Raw genomic sequence first — 21,093 nt, forward strand, 5'->3', positions numbered from 1 at the left:
ATTATTCCTCCCTTATGGCCGCACCTATAGCTGGCAAGTATAATGACATGTCCTCTATTTGTCTCGTTTTAATGCTAGAAAAATCACCGCTGCTCAATACTATAGTAGGTATCTTAAATATGGTCTGGAAATGATTTTGTATTCCCGGTACTTTTGCACCGCCACCAGTAAGAATAATTTTACTTATTCCCTTTGTGCTCATATTTTGATTAAAGAAGCTAATTGTTCTTTGGATTTCCTGCTGAATAGAACCATATGAAGTATTTATTACAACACCCATCTCTTCCTCATCAAACATTCCATCATAGCCTTCTTTTTTTCTTCTCTCTGCTTCTTCAATAGTCATATTAAATTCCCTAACCATGAACTGATCTAAGGTTACTCCCCCTGCAGGAACGTGTCGGCTAAGAACAAGAACATCATTAGACACAATACTAACCATGGATTTTTGAGTTCCTATATCCACAACAATTATATTACCTTCTCTTATTGGCAAGTTTACATAAACATTTAATGCCTTACAAACACAGTTAGCTGACACATCAATATACCTTACAGCGCCATCCAAGTCTTGTACTAACTTCATATATTCTTCGTAAATTCCCTTAGGACACATAGCTACAAAACCATACATATTATCGCTATCCGTATTTGTGATCTTATAAGTGACCTCATAATTGTCAGTTATACCCTTATACGAATTGCTGATATCCTCTAAAACCTTGTTTTCAATTTCCTTTTCCTTTACTTTTGGAATCTTAAGTTCCCTTATTATCACACTGGGGGACCCGATTGTAAGTGCTATAGCTTTATATTTATTATCCAAGGTCAATAAATATCTTCTAATTTCTTCACTGATGGCTAGAAAATTTTCTATATTTCCATTGCTTACAGCATCTTTGGGTGTTTCAATAGAGCTTAAATGAAGGATTTCACTCTTTTTACCATAGTTTTTGATCATAGCAAAGGATATTCTTTTTGTGCCAATATCTATACCAAGAATATTTCCTTTCTTACTGATGTTAATCATTATATTGTACCTCCCATTTTGTAATTTACAGACCTAAGCGTCACTTTTTGATTAATCTCTTTTATTGAACCATCAGAGATGTTTTTATACTGTATCTTAATTTGAACATAATTCATATCTTCTGCTTTTTCAGCATTTTTATATTCCACACTAAAGCCAGATATCTTTGCAATATTGCTGTCATAGGTGTCTGTAGCTTCCTTTAACATCCCCTGGGAACTGTCATAAAATATTTTTACTTTATCCCTTTCATCACCATTTCGCTTTACATACAAAATTGGGTTTGAGGCATCAGTTTTATCCACTGATATGGCATTGCTGATATCATTTTGTTGCAGAATGTTTACTATGTAAGACATAGCAATCCTAGCTTCACTGACTTCATCGTATTCCTTTTTTATATTGGTGCTTAATTTACTGCTGCTTACTGTATAGACAGCTATAAGGGAAGACAAAATAGCGATTAATGCTAATACAATTATTACTTCAATAAGAGTAAATCCAGATTTTCTTTTATAATTTAAATTATTATTCCTCATTTTAGAGTAACCCCCACATTGTAATTGTGACTTAAAGGGTTATAAGTATAATTATACTTTTGGCGGTCTATACGTGTGCCGTAAGAAGAGTCTTTTTCTAGATCGCTTATAGTAGCAGGATATTCACCCTCCAAGGCATAATACTGTCTTATAGCCTTGTTTACAGAAACTTTATGAACTTCCAATTCGCTCTGTTGTTTTCTTTTATAACTTTCACTTACAGATGGAACAGCAATAGCCATTATGATTCCCATAATAGCCAAAACAACTATGATTTCAATTAAAGTAAAGCCCTTCTTTTTCATTTTCTCCCTCCTTATAAATTTAAAAAATCATTATATATCTGTATCACCTAGAAACATCTATAGTGATTTTTTAAGCTTATATATGGAATACAAGCTTAGTTTAGCTTTTTAGGCTCTTGGAACTTTCCATCTCCAGTGTACTCAACTTCATAGTTGTCTTTTGAAACGTACTTAAAGGCACCATTGGTAGTGTCTAGTCCATCGATGTAAGGTTTTTTTGTAGTATCAAAGGAAACAGGTGCTGGAAGTCCACACTTTACAAGCTCATCTCTATCAGAAGTAGTGGGAAACTTTCCATGCTGTCCGTTAAAGTATTCAATAGCTAACTGACAATTTTTTGCCTCAGTTAAGGCAGACTTGCCCCTAGCATCATCTGTAAAGCCAGAAAACTTAGGTAAAAGCACTGCTGCAAGAACGCCTAAGATAGCAATAACTACGATTAATTCAATTAAAGTAAAACCTTTCTTTTTCATATAAACTTCCCCTTTCTATAATGTTAATCAGAATAAGCAGCATACATATATAATTATACTGTATGCTGCAAAATTTTATTAACTAACTTACGAATCCTTAAGAGTTCCGTTTTCAGTAACTTTTATCGTGATTTTGTCACTAAACTTATACGTAAATAAAAGTCCACTTCCATCTGTCGGTACCGTACTTGCGATTGTTGTATTGGTTCTAAGTTTATCTGATAAATTTGATAGCGTTGTTGCTTTATCAGTTTCAGTTGGATATACACCCTTTTCAGCATAGTATGCTGACATGGCAGTGTATACATTCTTTGCCTCAGACATTGCTGATTTCTTTCTTGCATCATCTGTGAATCCTGAGAACTTAGGCAATAGTACTGCCGCAAGGATACCTAGGATTGCAATAACTACGATTAGTTCGATTAATGTAAAGCCTTTTTTAACACTTTTCTTTTTCATTTCGCTCCTCCATTTCATGCTAAAAAGCATTTTTTAAGTTATACTTCGCTATGATTTTACAGTTAAAGTACCATCTCCAGAAACAGATATCTCAACTTTTCCATCTTTATAGGTAAACAATTTTGCTTCTGTACCATCAAAGGTGTTTAGCTTGCTTTTTAGTCCTGAAGGTAGTAATGCTTCTGCTGCTGTCTTATTAGCTGGGTATGAACCTTTTTGGGCATATTCTGTAGAGAATATTGTGTACATGTTCTTTGCTTCTGACATTCCACTTTTCTTTCTTGCATCATCTGTGAATCCTGAGAACTTAGGCAATAGTACTGCTGCAAGGATACCTAGGATGGCGATAACTACGATTAGTTCGATTAATGTAAAGCCTTTTTTTGTACTTCTTTTTGCTTTTTTCATTTTAAAAATCCTCCTTTATTTTTATAATATATTATAAACTTTAATTAATTAAAGTTCATGTAACACTGTTACTGAATAGTATTCATCATTCCAACCATTGGCAGCATAACTGCTAAAACTATTACTGCTATGGCTCCACCCAAGAAAACTATAAGTATAGGCTCTATCATGGTGGTCAAAGTACCCACTGCTGCTTCCACCTCTTCGTCGAAAAATACTGCAGTTCTACCTAGCATGTCATCTAGCTCTCCTGTGTTCTCACCAACGGATACCATGTGTACAAGTAGTGGAGGGAAGAAGTTCATTTCCCTTATAGGGCTGGAAAGACCTTTACCTTTTTTTACTTCCTCTTCGCATTTTTTAAACTTTTCTTCTGCGATTTTGTTTTCCATAAGGCCAGACATTATATCCATAGCCTCAACTATGGGTATACCACTTTTAAGAAGAATACTCATACTTCTTGCAAACTTTGAAGTAATCAGTTTCATTTGAAGAGTTTTAATACCTGGAATGTTAAGTTTTAGGTAGTCCCATTTATATCGTCCTTCTTCAGTTTTGAAGTACACTATAAATCCACCTACAATACCGCCAATTATTATTATAAGCCATATGAAATTTTTTCCCATAAAATCACTGACTGCCATAACGGCCTTTGTGATACCAGGAAGTTCAGCTCCTGCATCTTTGAACATGCCAGTGAACATTGGAAGAACTTTTACCATAAGAAGCGCTATGGCTGCTATGGCTACCACGATTACGATAACTGGATAAGTCATGGCTCCCTTAACTTTTTTTATCATCTTGTCTTCTCTTTCGTAGTACTCTGCAACTCTATTAAGTATAGTATCTAGGGATCCACTTGTTTCACCAACTCTTATCATGTTTATGAAGAATTCTGGGAAAACATCCTTGTGTTCTGATAGGGTATCAGAAAAAGCCTTACCCTTTAAAAGTTCTTCATGGACTTGTCCTAAAATAATTTTTAATTTCTTGCTTTCTGTCTGCTCTTCCATTATGGATATACCTTCAACTATGGTAAGACCGGCATTTAGAATTACTGCAAACTGTCTGCAGAATATAACGAAGTCTTTAAGCTTAACAGAACCCTGCCCAAGACTTATGGAAATCTTGTCTTCTTTTGAAGACACAAGAGTTAACCCCTTGTTGTACAAAACTTTTCTAAGATCAGCGGGTGTTGTTGCTTCCACTGCTCCCTGCACAGTTTGTCCCTGTGCATCCTTTGCCGTGTATTTATAAGTTGGCAATTTCTATCACCTCACTGTAGCTAATTGTTGGAATAATTTTCTATCTAAAGCTCTAGCATATGCTTCTTCGAAGGAAACTAATTTTCTGTTCACCAAATCCGCTAGTACATTGTCCATGGTTTGCATACCTTCTGCCACGGAACCTTGCATTATGCTGTATATTTGATGGGACTTTCCTTCTCTTATCAAGTTGGCTATAGCTGGATTTACCATCATGACTTCGCAAGCTGGAACTATGGAGTCTTTATTATAGCTTGGCAAAAGTTCCTGCGATACGATTCCCTTTAAAACTGTGGATAACTGGTTTCTTATCTGAACCTGTCTCTCCGCACTGAAGGAATCCACAATTCTGTCTAGAGTTTTGGGAGCTCCTACTGTATGAAGAGTAGAGAACACTAAGTGCCCAGTTTCAGCAGCTGTTAAGGCTATGTTTATAGTTTCTGGGTCTCTCATTTCTCCCACAAGTATGATGTCTGGGTCTTCTCTTAATGCAGCTCTAAGGGCATTGGAGAAACTATCCGTATCACTACCTACTTCCCTTTGATTTATTCTACACAACTTGTGATTGTGCATATATTCAATAGGATCCTCTATGGTTATTATGTGTTTTTTTCTAGTAGTATTGACGATGTCGATTAAAGAAGCTAGTGTGGTAGACTTTCCACTTCCTGTAGCTCCAGTTACCAGTACAAGACCCTTGTGAAGATCTGCAAATTTTTTTATAACTGCCGGAATTCTCAATTCATCAAAATTAGGTATTTTCTTTGGTATTCTTCTTAAAGCAAGAGATACACTGCCCCTTTGCATAAATACATTACATCTATATCTGGCATCCCCTAGACCAAAGGAAAAGTCTGCTTGTCCAACCGTTTGTAATTCTTGCTTGTTTCTGTTGCTCATAATCTCACAAGCGTATCCATAGCAAGTCTCTGTATCTAAAATATCCGTATCTGGTATATCGTATAAATCCTTATTTACTCTTATGCAGGGTGGAGCTCCACAGATAATATGTATATCTGTTGCCCCCATGGTCTCTGCGTATGCAAGAATTTGCTCTATGCTTGCCGCTTTACTCACCTTCATGCACCACCTTTATCATCTCATTTACAGTAGTAAGGCCTTTTAGCACCAATTCCCTGCAGTTGTCGAACAAGGAAACCATGCCGTTTTTCTTTGCTGCCTCACCTATTTCCTCTACTGTACCATTGTGTTCTATTATCTTCTTCAACTCTGTACTCATGGACATAACCTCATGGACAGCGATTCTTCCCTTTAACCCAGTTCCTCCGCAGTATTTGCAGCCCTTGCCATAATGAATCATTTCTGGTTTTTCTAAGCCAAGGACCTCAGTTTCCCACTCATCGGACATCTTAGCTTCCTTGCAGTGAGGACAAATCCTCTTTACAAGTCTTTGGGCTATTATACCTTCCAAGGCATCTGCCACAAGATAAGGTTCTAGATTCATATCGATTAATCTAGTTACAGTGCTGGGAGCATCGTTAGTATGCAGTGTAGATAAAACAAAGTGTCCTGTTATAGATGCCCTTACGGCTATCTGTGCAGTTTCCTCGTCTCTTATCTCTCCCACCATTATTACATCCGGGTCCTGACGAAGCATACTTCTAAGACCAGATGCAAAGGTAAGGCCAGCCTTTGAATTTACCTGTACTTGATTTACCCTATCTAGCATATACTCCACAGGATCTTCTATGGTTATTATGTTTTTGTCAGTAGTGTTTATTTCTTTTAAAAAGGAATACAGTGTGGTTGTTTTACCACTTCCTGTAGGTCCCGTAACAAGCACAATGCCGTTAGGGCGCCTTAACATTTTATCGATGACAAGATTCTCTTCATCTGTAAAGCCTAAAAGTTCTCTTCCAATAAGAGACCCTGTTCTGTCAAGAATTCTTATAACAATCTTTTCTCCATAAATCGTTGGAAGGGAGTTCACACGAAAATCGTAGGGTTTTCCCTTTACTTTCATTTGTATTCTTCCGTCCTGTGGTATTCTCTTTTCAGCAATATTCATACCAGACATGATCTTCATTCTAGTGGAAACAGCAGCATAAGCATTTTTAGGAATAAACATAATTTCCTTTAAAGACCCATCAACTCTGTACCTAACTAGCACGTTTTTCTCAAAGGGCTCTACGTGAATATCACTGGCACCTGCTTCTATGGCTCCTGTAAGAATTGAGTTAGTTAGCTTTACCGTAGGAGCGTTGGATACTTCGGACTCACTTATATTTATCTCTGTCTCTTTTATCTCTTCAATTTCATATTCTTTTTTTAAGTCTGCTATGGTCTCAGCATTATCTTGTTTCTTATAATACTTGTTTATAGCCTGTTGAATGGAATCCTGTTTACATAAGAAAACCTGTATATTTTTCTGAGTTATAAACCTTAAGTCATCCACCACAATAAGATTGCTAGGATCCGTCATGGCAACACAAAGCACACCTAACTCTTCCTTAAAGGCTATTACATTGTATCTCTCCGCAATATCCTTTGGTATATTAAAAACCGTCTCCTCTGGAATATCCATATCAGATAAATCGATTTTCTTTATATTCATCTGCTTTGAAAGAAAGTTTATAAGATCTTCTTCATTTATAAAACCCTTTTGAAGTAGAATTTCACCAAATTTACCCTTGGTATTCTTTTGTACTTCCAGTACTTCCTTTAATTGTTCCTCGGTGATGATTCCCTCTTCAAGAAGCATGTCACCAATTCTTTTTTTCTCTTTTTTCTTCCATACCATCATAACGGCAAGTACCTCTTGTAATTATTTTCCCCATATTACAATTCCCCTAATACAATTATATTCTCATAATTTAAAATTTGAACTATAATATTAGGCAAAATCCACCTTTGTCTTTATTCATTTACCAATTTAAATATTTTTTGAAGCAGGACTAATATTGTTTCCTTTAAAAACGTCATATTTTTCCTTTATTTCCGGTTTCAATATTTCCCTTTGTGGATAATTGTGCTCTACCACTTCCATTATATCTTGAGTTGTGATTAACTCTGCTCCTCTTATGAAGGCATTTTCCATGGAATCTTTTACGATACTTTCAAGGCTTACGCCGGTGAAACCTTCCGTAGATTTGGCAAGTAAATCCAAGTCTAAATTGCTGATATCTCTCAATCTCTTCTTTAAGTGAATTTCTAAAATTTCCTTTCTCTCCTCTTCGTTTGGAAAATCCACAAAGAAAACTTCATCAAATCTACCTTTTCTCAAAAGCTCTGGAGGAAGGGAGTCTATTTTATTTGCTGTGGCTATTACAAATACGGGGCTTTCCTTTTCCTGCATCCAAGTCAAGAAATTAGAGGTTATGACAACAGCTTCTTTTCTTCCACCTGCCGTTGAGTTAAGCTCCATAAAGGCTTTCTCGATTTCATCAATCCACAAAATACAAGGCGAAAATCTCTCAGAGTATCTTATGACCTTTGTCATATTATCGTCAGATTCCCCCGCATAGCTTGCCCCAATTATTTTTCCCATATCAAACTTTAAAAGTGGGATTTTAAATAAATCTGAAGCTCCCTTTGCAGTAAGGGATTTTCCGCAACCAGGCATACCAACAATGCATAAACCCTTTGGTATGTCAATGCCCATCTCTATGGCTCTATCGTACTGCTTATAGATTATGGACTTCCTTAAAAGCCACTGTTTTAAATTCTTTAGTCCACCAATTTCATCAAATTTTGTGTTGTGATTTATCATGGTTAAAACATCAGATTTTTTTACAACCTTTGCCTTTTCATTTAATACAAGCGGCCTTATTCTAGAACTTATTTCTCCGTAGCTAGTGTAAGCTAAGGACAAAATATTTTCAATCTCATACTCTGTAAGACCTTGGAACAGCATTGCCAGTTCCTTTATAAAGGCTTTATCTATTATTTCTATCTCATATTCGCGGACAAAATTATTTATTATCTTTTCAATATCTTCCTTAGTCAAAGGCTCCAATTCAAAAATAGTTACAAATTCTCCTATATCTATAGGAAATTTTCTCATAGGTCCTATGAAGAATATTTTAAGATCTATGCCATTTATGATAAGGTGCACAAGATCCTTAATTTTAGTTATTATTTTAAAATCCTTGATATAATGTTGTATATCTTTTATGATAATTGCCTTTCCGTTTAAATCGCTTTTTTGTATTTGGTTGAAATAGCTTAAAACCATTTCCAAGCTGTTTAGGCCTTCATCTAGATTTTCTTTGCTTTGAAAATCCACAAATCCCTTTGCCGTATTCCACTCAAATATTTGGTAGTTTCTGCAGGCCTCACCTAGTATTCTCTCAGCCCTACCCTCTTCATAGGTGTCAAGATGGATGATTGGATATTGAGCATCCATATATAGCGTCAACTTATCAATTATGGATCTTTCAGACATTTTTATTCCCCTTCCCTTACTTTTATAAAAATTTAATTTTTGAATTCATAGCAAACTGTGTCGTTTTCCTCTTCTTCATCACAATCTAAACACTCAATGCTTACACCTTTAAATTGGATGCCGTTCTTTGATTTTGTTCTCTCTGCGGATTCAATAAATTCTATAATATCCTTCTTAACTGTTTCTTCAGGGCCAGTAAACACGTCATAAATGTACGGTATTCCTGTATCTATATTCATTATTTCAATTATCTTTGCTTGATCTATTCTATTTACTATCTCATTTTGCTTGAATATCTTAACTGGAGCAATCATGACGTATTCAAGGTAGGAGTACATTTCTTCTTTGCTGAAGATATCCTGAAGAACATGGATTGTGCTTTGGTATTTTTTATTTTGCTCTTTTTCAATGGCTTCTACAGTTTCATCAGTTATAAGAGCCATGAATTCAATGCCAATTGCCACATCCCTTTTGAATATATCAATACTTTCCATATTGCTAAATATATCGGATATATCGTGAATCTTACCTAAATCATCAACGTAGAAAGCTGTACTTATAACTCCCATGGATAGATCCGTGAATATGCGAAGTCCCTTTAACTGAACTGTAGCCATAACTTGAGATTCACCTGATTGTCCATCGTAAAACCTAGAAATATATTTCTCTATAGTGATTTCATTTTCCATGCCAAATTCGCCCGAATTTACTATGGCATTGGTTTTTTTCATATCCTTCATTATTGAAGGGTATTTTTCTATAATATCACTGATACCTTTTTTAATCTTTGTTTTGTCGAAGGTACAGTTGTCCAATTTGCTGCATATAACCATGATGGAATTTTCAGCAGATATTCTCACTCCAGAAAAAGAAATTTCACTTTCATCGCAGTTAAATACTTCTTGTGATATAAGGATCACAGTAGGCTTATTTATGCCGATATATTCTATATTTTTATTAGTTTCAGATATCCTAAGACCATTAAAGGAAACTACAACTCTTAGCCTAGTATTACTGCTAACTCTTCTTTTTAGCAAACCTTCGTATTCCTCTTGATTGTACACAGTGCCCTTATAGGATTTCACTGTCTCATCAATGTCATTGCTATTTCTCTTTTTTTCTATACTGTTTAATTTTTCAAAGTCCACACCTAAACCGCTGTCTAAGGTTACTTTCTTTTCAGATATAGGATTTGCAACATTGAGTTTTGGGTTTACCTCTATGGTCATCTTCTCTTCGTTGTAAGCTCCAATTCTACTATCTGTTTCCTCCATTAACCTTGCATTTTTTTCCACATTCAGATTGATTTTTTCAATCAATTTTTCAATGTCAATATCTGAAGAATCTACTTTATCGGGACTTTTGCTTTCTACTTTACTTTCAGTTTTTGTTTCAATTTTAGGTTCTATTTTAGATTCTATTTTATTTTCGTAAATTTCAGGCACTGGCTTTACTGGTAATTTTTCTTCCTCAACCTTGGAAGCTGCAATCTCTTCTAGGCTTTGCTCTGTCTTTTCTGCCTTAAGTTTTGAGAATACACTCTTTTTCTTTAATTCTAACAATTGCTTTCGGCTATCCTCAATATTAATACTTGGTATATTTAAATCCGTACCTGGATTTGGATTTAGATCATTATCTTTTTTGTTATTAAAGTTGCCAAAGCCAAAATTAATTTTCTTTTTTTCTTCTTGAGGAGATGTTTTCCTAATTTCATTGTCCAAAGATTTCATAGATTCACTTATGCTGCTCTCTTTTATATCGGAGGAATCATCCATAAAGAAATCGTCCTTGAAAAAGTCGTCATCGCTTATCTTTGAAATTTTGTTTTTATTGAATACAAATTCAGAACTCTTAGGTTGGTTTATTATATTATTTTCGTTTTTTGCTAACTTATTTTTGAAAGGAAACCTTTCTTTATGGTCTAAAATTGCATTGCCGTATATCTCACTGTCATCTATTCTAGATGGCTTTCTAAAGATACTAGATAACGTTTTCTCTTCTTTCTGTATTTTATCTTTTAAGTCTGGTGCTTTTAAGTCTGTTGCTTCAGGGTTTATAGAAAACTGCTGTGACGGATTGTACTGAACTGTATCTTCCTTTACCATCATTGGCTCTTTTATTGCACCTACTTCTTCTACTTTTGACTCCGAGTCCACCTTAATTTCATTATTTGCTTCGCTTATACATGTTTCTCTTACTTCTTCCCTGGCTTGGGCTTTTAAAGAATTTTCCGGTTCTTTTCCATCTAAAAGTATGCCATCTATGGATTTTTCCATATAGTTTTTTATATCCCTCTTAAGGTTTTGTATAAGCTGGTATTCTCTATCGTATTCATTTTGTTCTAGCCATCTTTCTAATTGTCCATTTTGAAAATACGCTAAAATCTTATCTATATCATAGTACGTTTTTAACTCTTCAAGAGATCTAACTGGTTTTCCATCTTGTAACAACAAGGCAAATTTCAAATTTCTTTTTTTCAACTACATTACCTCCTTATCAATTCTAAACTATTGAAAGATTATATATATATAGTTATTATAGCATAGTAATTATTTATTTTACATATTATGTTTTGATTTTGGCGAATTTTATTTACTATTTATTCATTATTTTTGTCCAATGTTTTATAATTTTAAATAAATTCACTACATCATATTCATTATACGACAAAATTCGACTAGAAAGGCTGTTAGGGCAAGATTTCCCCTTTATGCCAATATCCCTTATTATCTTTGCCAATTGGAACCCGGTTAAAACTTCCCCTTCTCTTTCTATATTCAGTTCCTTTTCTAGATTCTTAAGCCCCACACCCACTTTATTTATCTTCTCATATTCCCTTTGAAGATCTACATCTACAAAGGATTCACGTATATTAAAATCTATGTTGTTTTCTTTAAATAAATGTTCAATGACACCAAAATCGTTATTTCCAGAAAAGGTAACCATGTATTTTTTTACTTGGCTAAATTTCTTTAAATATTCATAAGTTAAGTTGAGGATGGGGATCTTATCTTCCTCACTTTCAATCATATACTGAGTTAAGTGCACCATATCTTCATTATGATCATACACACAGGCTCCAAAAACTCCTATACACAAAGGAACTTTGTATATATAGTGTTCTAAATCCATAAAGACTGAGTATCTTTCAATACTGTCCTTTCCATTGTATTTAAATCCAAGGTCCTCGTCTATCCCTCCAATTTTTATACTTTTACTTACAGTAATCACCATAATCCTCCTACAATTTTGCGTATTTAAATGTAAAATGGCCCTGAAATTAGATTTATCCAACGTCACCGCCATATACTTACGCAAAGCATTAATATGTATCTTTTATAATAAAATCGATGTCTTCTCCTTTATTGTTGCCCTTTAATATACTTTCTATAGCCTTTGAAGCAGCTTTTTTTGAAATAATATTTAAGTTGCTCTTTAGTTTTATATTGTTTTTGTACATCAAGGACTTAATATATTTTAACTGATTTGGAGTAATGCTAGGTTCCTTTATCACAGATGGGTCTGTATCAATTTTATGTATAAGTTTAAACAAAAGAGGCAAGTTTAGAACATCCTCGTAGTTGTGAAGCATAATGGTATCTCTTATGTCGTCGTTGTTTGTGTAAAGATACTGTTTGTATAGCTGTGCACTAAAGCCTCCATCTATTTGATCCTTTCTTTCAATACCCAAATACTTTTCTATGGTTTTTAAATTGCATCTATGAAGTCCAAACTGTGTGTAGTAAGGCTTTATTTTTCTGTATAAGTCAAAGTGGTTCTCTGGGCACTTAAAGTCCATTTTGTACATCTGCATTTTAGTTTTAATATAAGGTTCATCAAAGGCAATACCATTGTAGGAGCACCAAGTCTCAAATTCAGGCAAATACTTTTCTAGCTCCTTTATGATATTTATCTCATCTTCAATATATTCGGCATAAAACTGCTGTATATAAAATTCATTGTAATCTGTGTAATACCCTAAAGATACCAATACAATAGTGTCACTTACCTTGTTAAAGCCAGTGGTCTCTATATCGAAAAACAGTATGCTGTTTAACTTGTATTTTGTGTATATTTCCTTTGGTATTTCTAGTGTATCCTTGTACTCTCTTTTATACATTGTATTCCTCCAAGCTATATTAGGTCATAACTTATATTATACATCATATCATGGCTTATTTCACTTTTATTTTACATAGAAGCTAATTTTAATAAAAACATACTCCCACAACACAACGTCATGGGAGTAGAAGCTCTACATTTTCTCAACAACGCCTATACCTAGCAATGAAAGAGCATTTTTAATAACTATAGCCGTAGATTCAACTAACTTTATTCTAGCCATCTTAAGACCTAAATCCTCTGTATTGGATATGTTTATATTATTGTAAAATTTATTGAAAGCTTTTGCCACGTCTAAAACATATCGTGATATAACGCTAGGTTCAAGTCTATCTGCCGCTATGGCGATGTTGTTTTCAAAGTTTGACAGTATCTTGCAAAGTTCAAACTCCTCTTTCATGGTGAGTTCACCGTAATTAGGCTCTCCGCATACATCTACAAGTTTTCTCAAAATGCTCTTTGCACGAGCGTAGGTGTACTGAACGTATGGTCCTGTCTCCCCATCAAAGCTCAATATTTCTTCCCAATCAAAGGTGATATCCTTTTCCCTTCCATTTTTAAGGTATATAAATACCATGGCACCTATGCCCACTACTTTTGAAACTTCATCTTTGTTTTCAAGGTCAGGATTTTTTTCTTCAATTATTTTAGAAACCTTATCCACGGACTCCTGAAGCAATTGTTCAAGTAACACAACCTTGCCCTTTCTTGTGGATAACTTCTCATTGGCAAAGCCCACCATACCAAAAGGTACATGCACACAGCCCTGTGCCCAATCAAATCCAGCTAGTTCAAGAGTCTTAAATATTTGTCTAAAATGAAGCTTTTGCTCTTTTCCCACCACATAAATATTTTTGTAGAAATCGTAAGTGTCTTTTCTGTACTTTGCAGCTGTAAGGTCTCGAGTAGCGTATATGGTAGCTCCATCGGATTTTTTGATGATGCAAGGAGGCATATTGTACTCATCTAGCATAACCACTTTAGCCCCGTTACTATCTGCAAGTATGCCGGCTTTTTCAAGGTGCTCTACCATGGCTGGCATTTTATCTCCGTAGAAACTCTCTCCATTATAAGAGTCAAATTCTACACCTAACATCTTATACACCTTTTCAAACTCCACAAGGCTAAGTTCTCTAAATTTCTTCCAAAGTTTAGTTTCGTATTCAGCCCCATCCTCAAGATTTTTGAAGTGCAATCTAGCTTCATCCTCAAGAGCTGGTTCATTTTCAGTTTCCTCATGGAATTTTACGTATATCCTTAAAAGCTCGCTGATAGGATCCTTCTCCAAAGCTTCTAAGTCTATCCATCTCTCATAAGCAGATATTAGCTTTCCAAACTGAGTTCCCCAGTCACCAAGGTGGTTTATTCTAGTACAATTGTACCCCTGTGCACTTAAAATTCTATACAGAGAGTTTCCTATGGCAGTACTGAACAAGTGACCAATATGGAAAGGCTTTGCGATATTTGGTGAAGAGAATTCAACGATTATGTTTTTTCCAGCTCCCAGCTGATTTTTTCCGTAATCCTCTTTTTCCTCTAATACCTTTTGAACTAAATCACTGGAGAAAACTCCTTTGTTCACAAAGAAATTTAGATAAGGTCCCACAGCTTCTATTGTGTCAAATTCTTTCATATCTAATTTATCTTTTAACTCTCCCGCTATAATCTGAGGTGATTTTCTCAAAACCTTGGCAAACTGGAAGCAAGGAAATGCAAAATCGCCCATATCGGATTGAGGTGGAATTTCTATAAGCGCTTCAATTTTATCACTTTCCGTATCCACTAATTTTCCTATATTTTCTGCAATTATTTTTTTATAGTCCATATGTTTTTTCCTCCTGAATTTTGAATATAAAAAAACCCGCCTCTAAACATAGAGACGAGTTAAATCGCGTTACCACTCTAATTAATCAGACAATAAATCAATAAAAAGATATTTAAATATAAATCTGATTCTCTCAACATCTTAACGCATGGCTGCGGCACACCTTACTAAGACTTAACCTTTAGGGCGGCTCCTCCATGGCTCTTTTCACAATAGATAACTCTACAGACTCCCACTCTACTCTGCTCGCTTAAGACTTAAATTATTATTACTCTCCACTTCACAGGATTTATAAAAATAGATTAATGCTATTATACTATAACAAATTTACAATTTCAATATATTTTATTTTGAAAATCTATATTTTGTATTTTATGCTTTATTTAGTACAGTTAATCAATTTTATGAATATTTTAAATTTGTAATAACTTTGTAACAAGTTTTATTGAATTTAAATTTTTTATATTATACAATTAAATTATTGTAAATTAAATATGGAAACAATACCAGCTTTGGTTCATTGTTTTTACATCACTTCTAAAATTTTATATCAGAAAGGAGGATGTATAGTGAGCACAATCATTATACAAATTCAACATGAAAACTTTTTATCACTTGAAAGGATTCCTTAAAGATCACAAATGGTCTTATGTGTCAGGTATTATGATTCTCCTTGTGGCTGATGCTGTGCAGCTTGTAATGCCTAAACTTCTAGGTTATATCACAGACTCTCTAGAAAATAGAAGCTTGACCTCAAAATCAATGTATATACTTCTAGGTATTATGTTACTAGGAGCCGTGATTATATCCTTATGCCGCTACGGATGGCGTATGCTCATCTTCGGCAATGCCCGAAAGCTTGAATTCCACCTTAGAAACAAGCTGTTTTCTCACCTAGAAACTCTAAGCCAGAACTATTTCAACAATCACAAAACCGGCGATTTAATGGCCTGTGCCACCAATGATATAAATGCTATAAAGCTGTGTTTTGGCGGCGGTATCGTCATGATGGTGGATTCAATTTTCTTAGTTTCTTTAACAGCCATTACCATGTTCTTAACCATTGATGCCTCTTTAACTGTAATAGCCATATTTCCTATGGTGATTATACCGATAATTTTTCTTACCCTTGGAAAAAAAGTACACAGACGTTTTAAAATCGTTCAAAAATACTTTGGAAAAATAACAGACAACGTTCAAGAAAACATCTCCGGTATCAGAATAGTAAAATCCTTCGTACAAGAGGAAGGGGAATGTGAGAAATTTAAGAATTTAAATGAAGAAAATGTTGAAAAAAACATGGATCTAATAAAGATATTGGCACTTGCACAACCAATGACCATGTTTATCTCCGCCATAAGCTCCATAATTGCAATTTTATACGGTGGATTTATGGTTATAGACAAATCAATAACCCTTGGAGATCTAGTTTCTTTTATAACTTACCTAGGACTACTTACTTGGCCAATGATGGCTGTGGGACAAGTAGTTAACGTTATCCAAAGAGGAACTGCCTCCATGGAGAGAATAAACGAAATACTGAATACAAAGCCAGAGATATACGATAAAGAGGACTGTTTTGAATCCGAGAAATTAAAAGGAAACATAAAGATCAATAATCTTACCTTTTACTACACGAACACCACAGTGCCAGCTCTAAAAAACATAAACATTGATTTAAAGGCTGGCAGTACCCTAGCCGTAGTTGGTAAAACTGGCTCTGGAAAAACAACTCTTGTAAACCTTTTGCTTCGCCTATATGAAGTGCCAAATGGCAAGGTATTTTTAGATGGTATGGATATTAACTATATTCCCCTTGGGGTTTTAAGAAAAAATATAGGTTTTGTACCCCAGGATAATTTCCTTTTCTCCAGAAGTATTGAGAAAAACATCGCCTTTTCAGATAGCAACCTTAGCTACGAAGAAGTTGAAAAAGCGGCCATCATGTCTCAAGTACACAGTGAGATTTTATCATTTCCTAAGGGTTACCAAACATCTCTTGGCGAGAGGGGCGTAAACCTTTCAGGAGGACAAAAGCAGAGAATTTCAATATCTAGAGCTCTTGTTAAAAAGCCTAATATTCTTATCTTCGATGACTGTCTATCTGCTGTGGACACCAACACAGAGGAAAAAATTCTTAAGTATTTAAATGAAGAAACAAGCAACCGCACATCCATTATTATATCTCACAGAATATCTTCTATTAAAAATGCAAATGAAATAATAGTTTTAGATGACGGCTCCATAGTAGAACACGGAACCCACCAGGAGCTGCTAGAAAACAACGGATTGTACAAGGAATTATATGACATGCAGGAATCTTCCCCGCACAATACCCCTTGTGAACCCGAACTATAAGTGAAAGGCTGGTGATCAATGTGAGTGAAATTTTAAAGGATGATTTTAATTCAAAATCCGGTGGAAAAAAGGACTGGAAACTTTTAAAACGACTTATGAAATACACAAAACCCTATGTATTAATAATGGTTTTGTGCGTGATTTTAATTATTGTGTCTTCTCTTTGCGACGTTAGCAAACCATTTTTGATGAAATTGGCTATAGACGATCACATAATGGCCGGAGATAAAAATGGAGTAGTCCTTATAAGTATACTTCTCTTTGCTGCTCTCTTTGTTGGATTTCTTGCAAATTACGGACAAACCTATTTTTTAAATTATATGGGTCAAAAAATAATATTCAAGCTTAGAATGGATTTATTCCAGCACCTTCAAAAGCTACCCCTTAGTTTTTATGACAAAAACCCTGTGGGAAAAATCGTCACTAGAGTTACCAACGACATGGAAAACATAAACGAACTTTTTACAAGTGTAATTGTAACTTTTTTAAAGGACGTATCGCTTTTATTCTTCACTGCTTCTGCTATGTTTATGCTGAACTTTAAATTGGCAGTAGTTTGTTTTTCCACTTTGCCTATTGTCATTGTCTGTACATTCTTCTTCAGAATAACATCGAGAAATGCCAATAGAAAGGTAAAGGAAAAACTCTCAAAAATCAACATCTCCTTAAATGAAAACATCATGGGAATGAAAACCATACAAATTTTCCACAAGGAAAAAGATATCTACAATGAGTTCTACAAAACCAATGAAGAACATAAAAAAGCCAGCATGGGTGAACTTCTTGTGTTCTCAATCTTTAGACCTGGAATGAACTTAATATACAACATAACCCTTACCATACTCATTTGGGTAGGTGCAAACAATATGCTAAGCGGGGTAATAGAATTCGGTGTGCTTTTCGCTTTTATAAAGTATATTCAAGACTTTTACGATCCTATATTTGACTTAAGCGAAAAATTAAATATCTTGCAGGCTGCTATGACCTCCGCCGAAAGAATCTTTGGACTTTTAGATATAGAGATTACAACAAATGAAATTGCAAACCCTATTTCCCTTCCAAAACTTAAAGGCAGTATTGAATTTAAAAATGTTTGGTTTAGATACGATAAGGACTGGGTTTTAAAGGATGTATCCTTTAAAATAGAACCTGGAGAAATGGCAGCTTTTGTTGGAGCCACTGGTTCTGGAAAAACCACAATTATAAGCCTTATAACCGGTCTATATGAAATTGAAAAAGGCCAAATCCTAGTAGATGGAATAGATATAAACAACATAAAAAAAGAAGATCTTAGAAAACAAATCGCCACAGTACTTCAGGATGTATTCCTTTTCTCTGGTAAACTTAAGGACAACATAAGGTTAAACAACAAAGAACTTACCATGGACAAAATTAAACAAGTATGCGATTACGTAAACGCTACTAAATTTATAGAAAAGCTACCTGGAACCTTTGACCACGAGGTAAAAGAAAGAGGTGCAACCTTCTCTGCTGGGGAAAGACAGCTTTTATCCTTTGCTAGAGCCTTGATCTTCGATCCTTCTGTTTTAATACTAGATGAAGCCACCGCCAACATAGATACAGAGACAGAATCTTTAATCCAAGATGCCATAGCAAAAGTAACACAAGATAGAACCACCATAGTAGTTGCCCACAGATTGTCTACTATTCAAAGTGCAGATAAGATAATAGTATTGCACAAAGGTGTTTTAAAAGAAATGGGAACCCACGAAGAGCTCATAGAGAAAAAGGGATTATACTACAATCTACACTCTCTTCAATACAATCAATAAAAAGGCAATGAAAAGCAATATTTAAAGTTATAAAGCCCGCCAAATCATATACATATAAATATGATTGACGGGCTTTATTCTTCTATACTTAACTTTCTTCTTTAACTACTCTACTACACAGCCCTAAAAATATTATATAGTAAGGTGATGTGTAGTACATACTGTTTCCAAAAAACGATGACATAAGATACGCCACAGTTACACAGATAGCTACAAGGCTATCACTGCGTATCTCACAACGTATTTTGAGACTCTTCACATATATTATGGTTAGCATAGCAATATACATCAATAAAGCCGGTATGCCCAAACTAGCAGAAATCTGAAGGAAGGTATTGTGAGGCCTATCGGATATTTTATTGTTTTCCCTAAGATAGGCTTCTTCCAAACTATCTGGACCGTAACCTAAAATTGGCCTTTCAAAAGTAAACTTTACTGCATCTTTCCACAAAATCCACCTATACATGCCAGAAGTATGACCTTTTACCCCTTTAGATATATTTTTCACTTCACTGGTGGTCTGTGAAACATTTTCCCTTAAAACCTTGTACTTAAAATTAAATAAAAGGCTTACGGCCATGAATACCATTAACAAGTATATGGACTTCTTTAGCACATTTCTCTTGCAGATTCTAAAAGCTATGATAAGAAAGATCAAGCCAAAGAAAACAGCAAGATAAGAGCCAAAAGTGTTGTTTATTATTAAAGCCACTGAAGAGATAATAAAGGTTACAAGGCAGTATATTTTCTCTATAGAGCTATTTTTGTCTAATAGAGCCATGCCAGCAGCACAAATTATCACCATAGTAAGATAATAACCATAATGGTTGGCATTAAAAAACACAGATGTAACTTGAGCTTGAAAAGACCTCAATTTCTCATTTTCTATAAACTTAAAGAAAGTTACGGAGGACAACACTAGTCCAGAAAACAAGAAAACACACATAAAAAGCTTTATATGCTTTTTGTTTTTGCTGAAATGCCCTAAAAAGAAAAAGCCTAAGTAGGAAATGTACCTCAAAAATCCTTCTAGACGGTATGCGTTGCCATTAAAGCTTATCTCATAGTCACTAGCATTTAAAGCTGATACAAAACTCCATATCAAAAGAAAGATAGGGATAAAAACCTGCAAATTTTCTAATATGGTCTTTGAATTCAAAAAGTTTCTGTCTTCTCTGTACTTCACTAAAAACTTCGTCAGAGCTAAAGATAAAGCTATATAACCAAGCTGATATTGGACTTTGCCGAATACGTTAATGTAGTCAAAATGATCCACAGATGTAAGAGCTCCATATATAAGAGGCATAATCATCCACAAGCATATGGAGAATAGCATTAAATAATCAATAAGTCTATTAAATTTAACTTGTTTCATATTTATGGAAAACATAGGTTCCTCCTGGATTGTTAATCTGACTTTTGCGCAAATAATTGGATAATAATATATATGTAAAAATACGTTAAACCCGGTTTATAGTTATTTTCAAATCTACAATTCTATGTGATATTTATATAAACTCATTAATATTTCTTATCTATTATTTCAGGCTTAGTGGATTATTATTATTTTTGCTAATTTTTTAATGCTTTTCTTGAAAGAACGTTCATCCCTTTCACTACTAGTGTCCATTACCATGAGAGCATTATACTATGGGATAATATTCCATGTCAATAGTGTTTACAAATTTATTATAATCTTCTGATAGATTTTATTATACTCCTAAGTATACTTAATCATCAAATTTGTTATATATTCAAAGCTTTCTTCTACTTTTCCTACATTCAATATTTTTATTAATTTATGAGCTTCTTTTTTGTCTGGAATAGCTCTTATTATAGCCTGACTTCTATGAAATGGATCTAGTTGAAAATGTACACCTTCTTCTTCCAAACTCTGCCTTATCCACAGTGCACCATCTCCGTTTAAAATTCTTGTCTCTATTTCATCCACATTATAAACTTCAGCAATGCTTGCATCACCAAGCTCCTTAAATTTTTTACTACTCTCAAAACTAGCCCAAACTAATTTATTTTCAACTACATAAGCTTCCTTACTACCATTTCTCTTCTTCCAGCCTTCATAGCTTATTCCAAGCTTTAGCTCTTTCTTT

At 34.5% G+C, this 21,093-nt stretch carries 18 protein-coding genes and 1 other annotated feature; of the genes, 2 read left to right on the plus strand and 16 right to left on the minus strand.

Annotated elements, in window-relative coordinates:
* Position 1 precedes the first annotated feature (1 nt).
* The 14 genes from pilM to argS form a co-directional block, all read right to left on the minus strand.
* Entirely contained in the window at positions 2–1,030 is a 1,029-nt protein-coding gene (gene pilM / locus BUA73_RS03720) for a pilus assembly protein PilM (RefSeq protein ID WP_072902505.1), read from the minus strand.
* The gene (locus tag BUA73_RS03725) at positions 1,030–1,569 is read right to left on the minus strand and encodes a type II secretion system protein (RefSeq protein WP_072902506.1); all 540 of its coding nucleotides are present in this window, start codon (positions 1,567–1,569) and stop codon (positions 1,030–1,032) included. The genes pilM and BUA73_RS03725 overlap by 1 nt, the downstream gene beginning before the upstream one ends.
* Positions 1,566–1,874, minus strand: a complete 309-nt coding sequence (locus BUA73_RS03730; RefSeq protein WP_072902507.1) for a type II secretion system protein — start codon at positions 1,872–1,874, stop codon at positions 1,566–1,568. Before BUA73_RS03730 ends, BUA73_RS03725 begins: the two co-directional genes overlap by 4 nt.
* A 95-nt stretch (positions 1,875–1,969) precedes the next feature.
* Positions 1,970–2,347 carry a type II secretion system protein gene (locus tag BUA73_RS14285; RefSeq protein WP_072902508.1) on the minus strand — a complete coding sequence of 126 codons (378 nt, stop codon included), beginning with the start codon at positions 2,345–2,347 and terminating at the stop codon, positions 1,970–1,972.
* An 87-nt stretch (positions 2,348–2,434) separates the two neighbouring features.
* Positions 2,435–2,824: a type II secretion system protein gene (locus BUA73_RS14475; protein ID WP_072902540.1), complete on the minus strand. Its 390-nt coding sequence runs from the start codon at positions 2,822–2,824 to the stop codon at positions 2,435–2,437.
* A 30-nt stretch (positions 2,825–2,854) separates the two neighbouring features.
* Positions 2,855–3,214: a type II secretion system protein gene (locus tag BUA73_RS14480; protein WP_072902509.1), complete on the minus strand. Its 360-nt coding sequence runs from the start codon at positions 3,212–3,214 to the stop codon at positions 2,855–2,857.
* Between the two features lie 68 nt (positions 3,215–3,282).
* Positions 3,283–4,479, minus strand: coding sequence for a type II secretion system F family protein (locus tag BUA73_RS03750; RefSeq protein WP_072902510.1), 1,197 nt, complete (start codon positions 4,477–4,479; stop codon positions 3,283–3,285).
* Positions 4,480–4,485: 6 nt separating this feature from the next.
* A complete protein-coding gene (locus tag BUA73_RS03755; protein WP_242942317.1) occupies positions 4,486–5,556 on the minus strand; it encodes a type IV pilus twitching motility protein PilT in 1,071 nt (356 codons plus the stop codon).
* On the minus strand, positions 5,549–7,243 hold the full coding sequence (locus BUA73_RS03760) for a GspE/PulE family protein (RefSeq protein WP_242942318.1): 1,695 nt from the start codon (positions 7,241–7,243) through the stop codon (positions 5,549–5,551). The genes BUA73_RS03755 and BUA73_RS03760 overlap by 8 nt, the downstream gene beginning before the upstream one ends.
* A 129-nt stretch (positions 7,244–7,372) precedes the next feature.
* Entirely contained in the window at positions 7,373–8,884 is a 1,512-nt protein-coding gene (locus tag BUA73_RS03765) for an AAA family ATPase (RefSeq protein ID WP_072902512.1), read from the minus strand.
* A 32-nt stretch (positions 8,885–8,916) separates the two neighbouring features.
* Positions 8,917–11,364, minus strand: coding sequence for a hypothetical protein (locus BUA73_RS03770; protein WP_072902513.1), 2,448 nt, complete (start codon positions 11,362–11,364; stop codon positions 8,917–8,919).
* Positions 11,365–11,479: 115 nt separating this feature from the next.
* Positions 11,480–12,115 (minus strand): ribonuclease H-like domain-containing protein, encoded by a 636-nt coding sequence (locus BUA73_RS03775; RefSeq protein ID WP_242942319.1) that lies wholly within the window; start codon positions 12,113–12,115, stop codon positions 11,480–11,482.
* 91 nt (positions 12,116–12,206) lie between these two features.
* On the minus strand, positions 12,207–13,004 hold the full coding sequence (locus tag BUA73_RS03780) for a ribonuclease H-like domain-containing protein (RefSeq protein ID WP_072902515.1): 798 nt from the start codon (positions 13,002–13,004) through the stop codon (positions 12,207–12,209).
* 135 nt (positions 13,005–13,139) lie between these two features.
* Positions 13,140–14,831 (minus strand): arginine--tRNA ligase, encoded by a 1,692-nt coding sequence (argS, locus tag BUA73_RS03785; RefSeq protein ID WP_072902516.1) that lies wholly within the window; start codon positions 14,829–14,831, stop codon positions 13,140–13,142.
* Positions 14,832–14,878: 47 nt separating this feature from the next.
* Positions 14,879–15,124: a binding site (T-box leader), on the minus strand.
* A gap of 358 nt (positions 15,125–15,482) precedes the next feature.
* Between argS and BUA73_RS03790 the strand changes: the two genes are divergently transcribed.
* On the plus strand, positions 15,483–17,189 hold the full coding sequence (locus BUA73_RS03790) for an ABC transporter ATP-binding protein (RefSeq protein WP_242942320.1): 1,707 nt from the start codon (positions 15,483–15,485) through the stop codon (positions 17,187–17,189).
* A gap of 20 nt (positions 17,190–17,209) precedes the next feature.
* On the plus strand, positions 17,210–18,982 hold the full coding sequence (locus BUA73_RS03795) for an ABC transporter ATP-binding protein (protein WP_242942321.1): 1,773 nt from the start codon (positions 17,210–17,212) through the stop codon (positions 18,980–18,982).
* Positions 18,983–19,070: 88 nt separating this feature from the next.
* Here BUA73_RS03795 and BUA73_RS03800 read toward each other — a convergent pair whose 3' ends face one another.
* Both BUA73_RS03800 and BUA73_RS03805 read right to left on the minus strand, forming a co-directional pair.
* On the minus strand, positions 19,071–20,372 hold the full coding sequence (locus tag BUA73_RS03800; protein ID WP_072902518.1) for an O-antigen ligase family protein: 1,302 nt from the start codon (positions 20,370–20,372) through the stop codon (positions 19,071–19,073).
* A 330-nt stretch (positions 20,373–20,702) separates the two neighbouring features.
* Positions 20,703–21,093: UPF0236 family transposase-like protein (locus tag BUA73_RS03805; RefSeq protein WP_178139216.1), on the minus strand; the 391-nt coding region annotated here is incomplete at its 5' end.

Source organism: Hathewaya proteolytica DSM 3090, assembly GCF_900142225.1.
GTDB lineage: Bacteria > Bacillota > Clostridia > Clostridiales > Clostridiaceae > Hathewaya > Hathewaya proteolytica.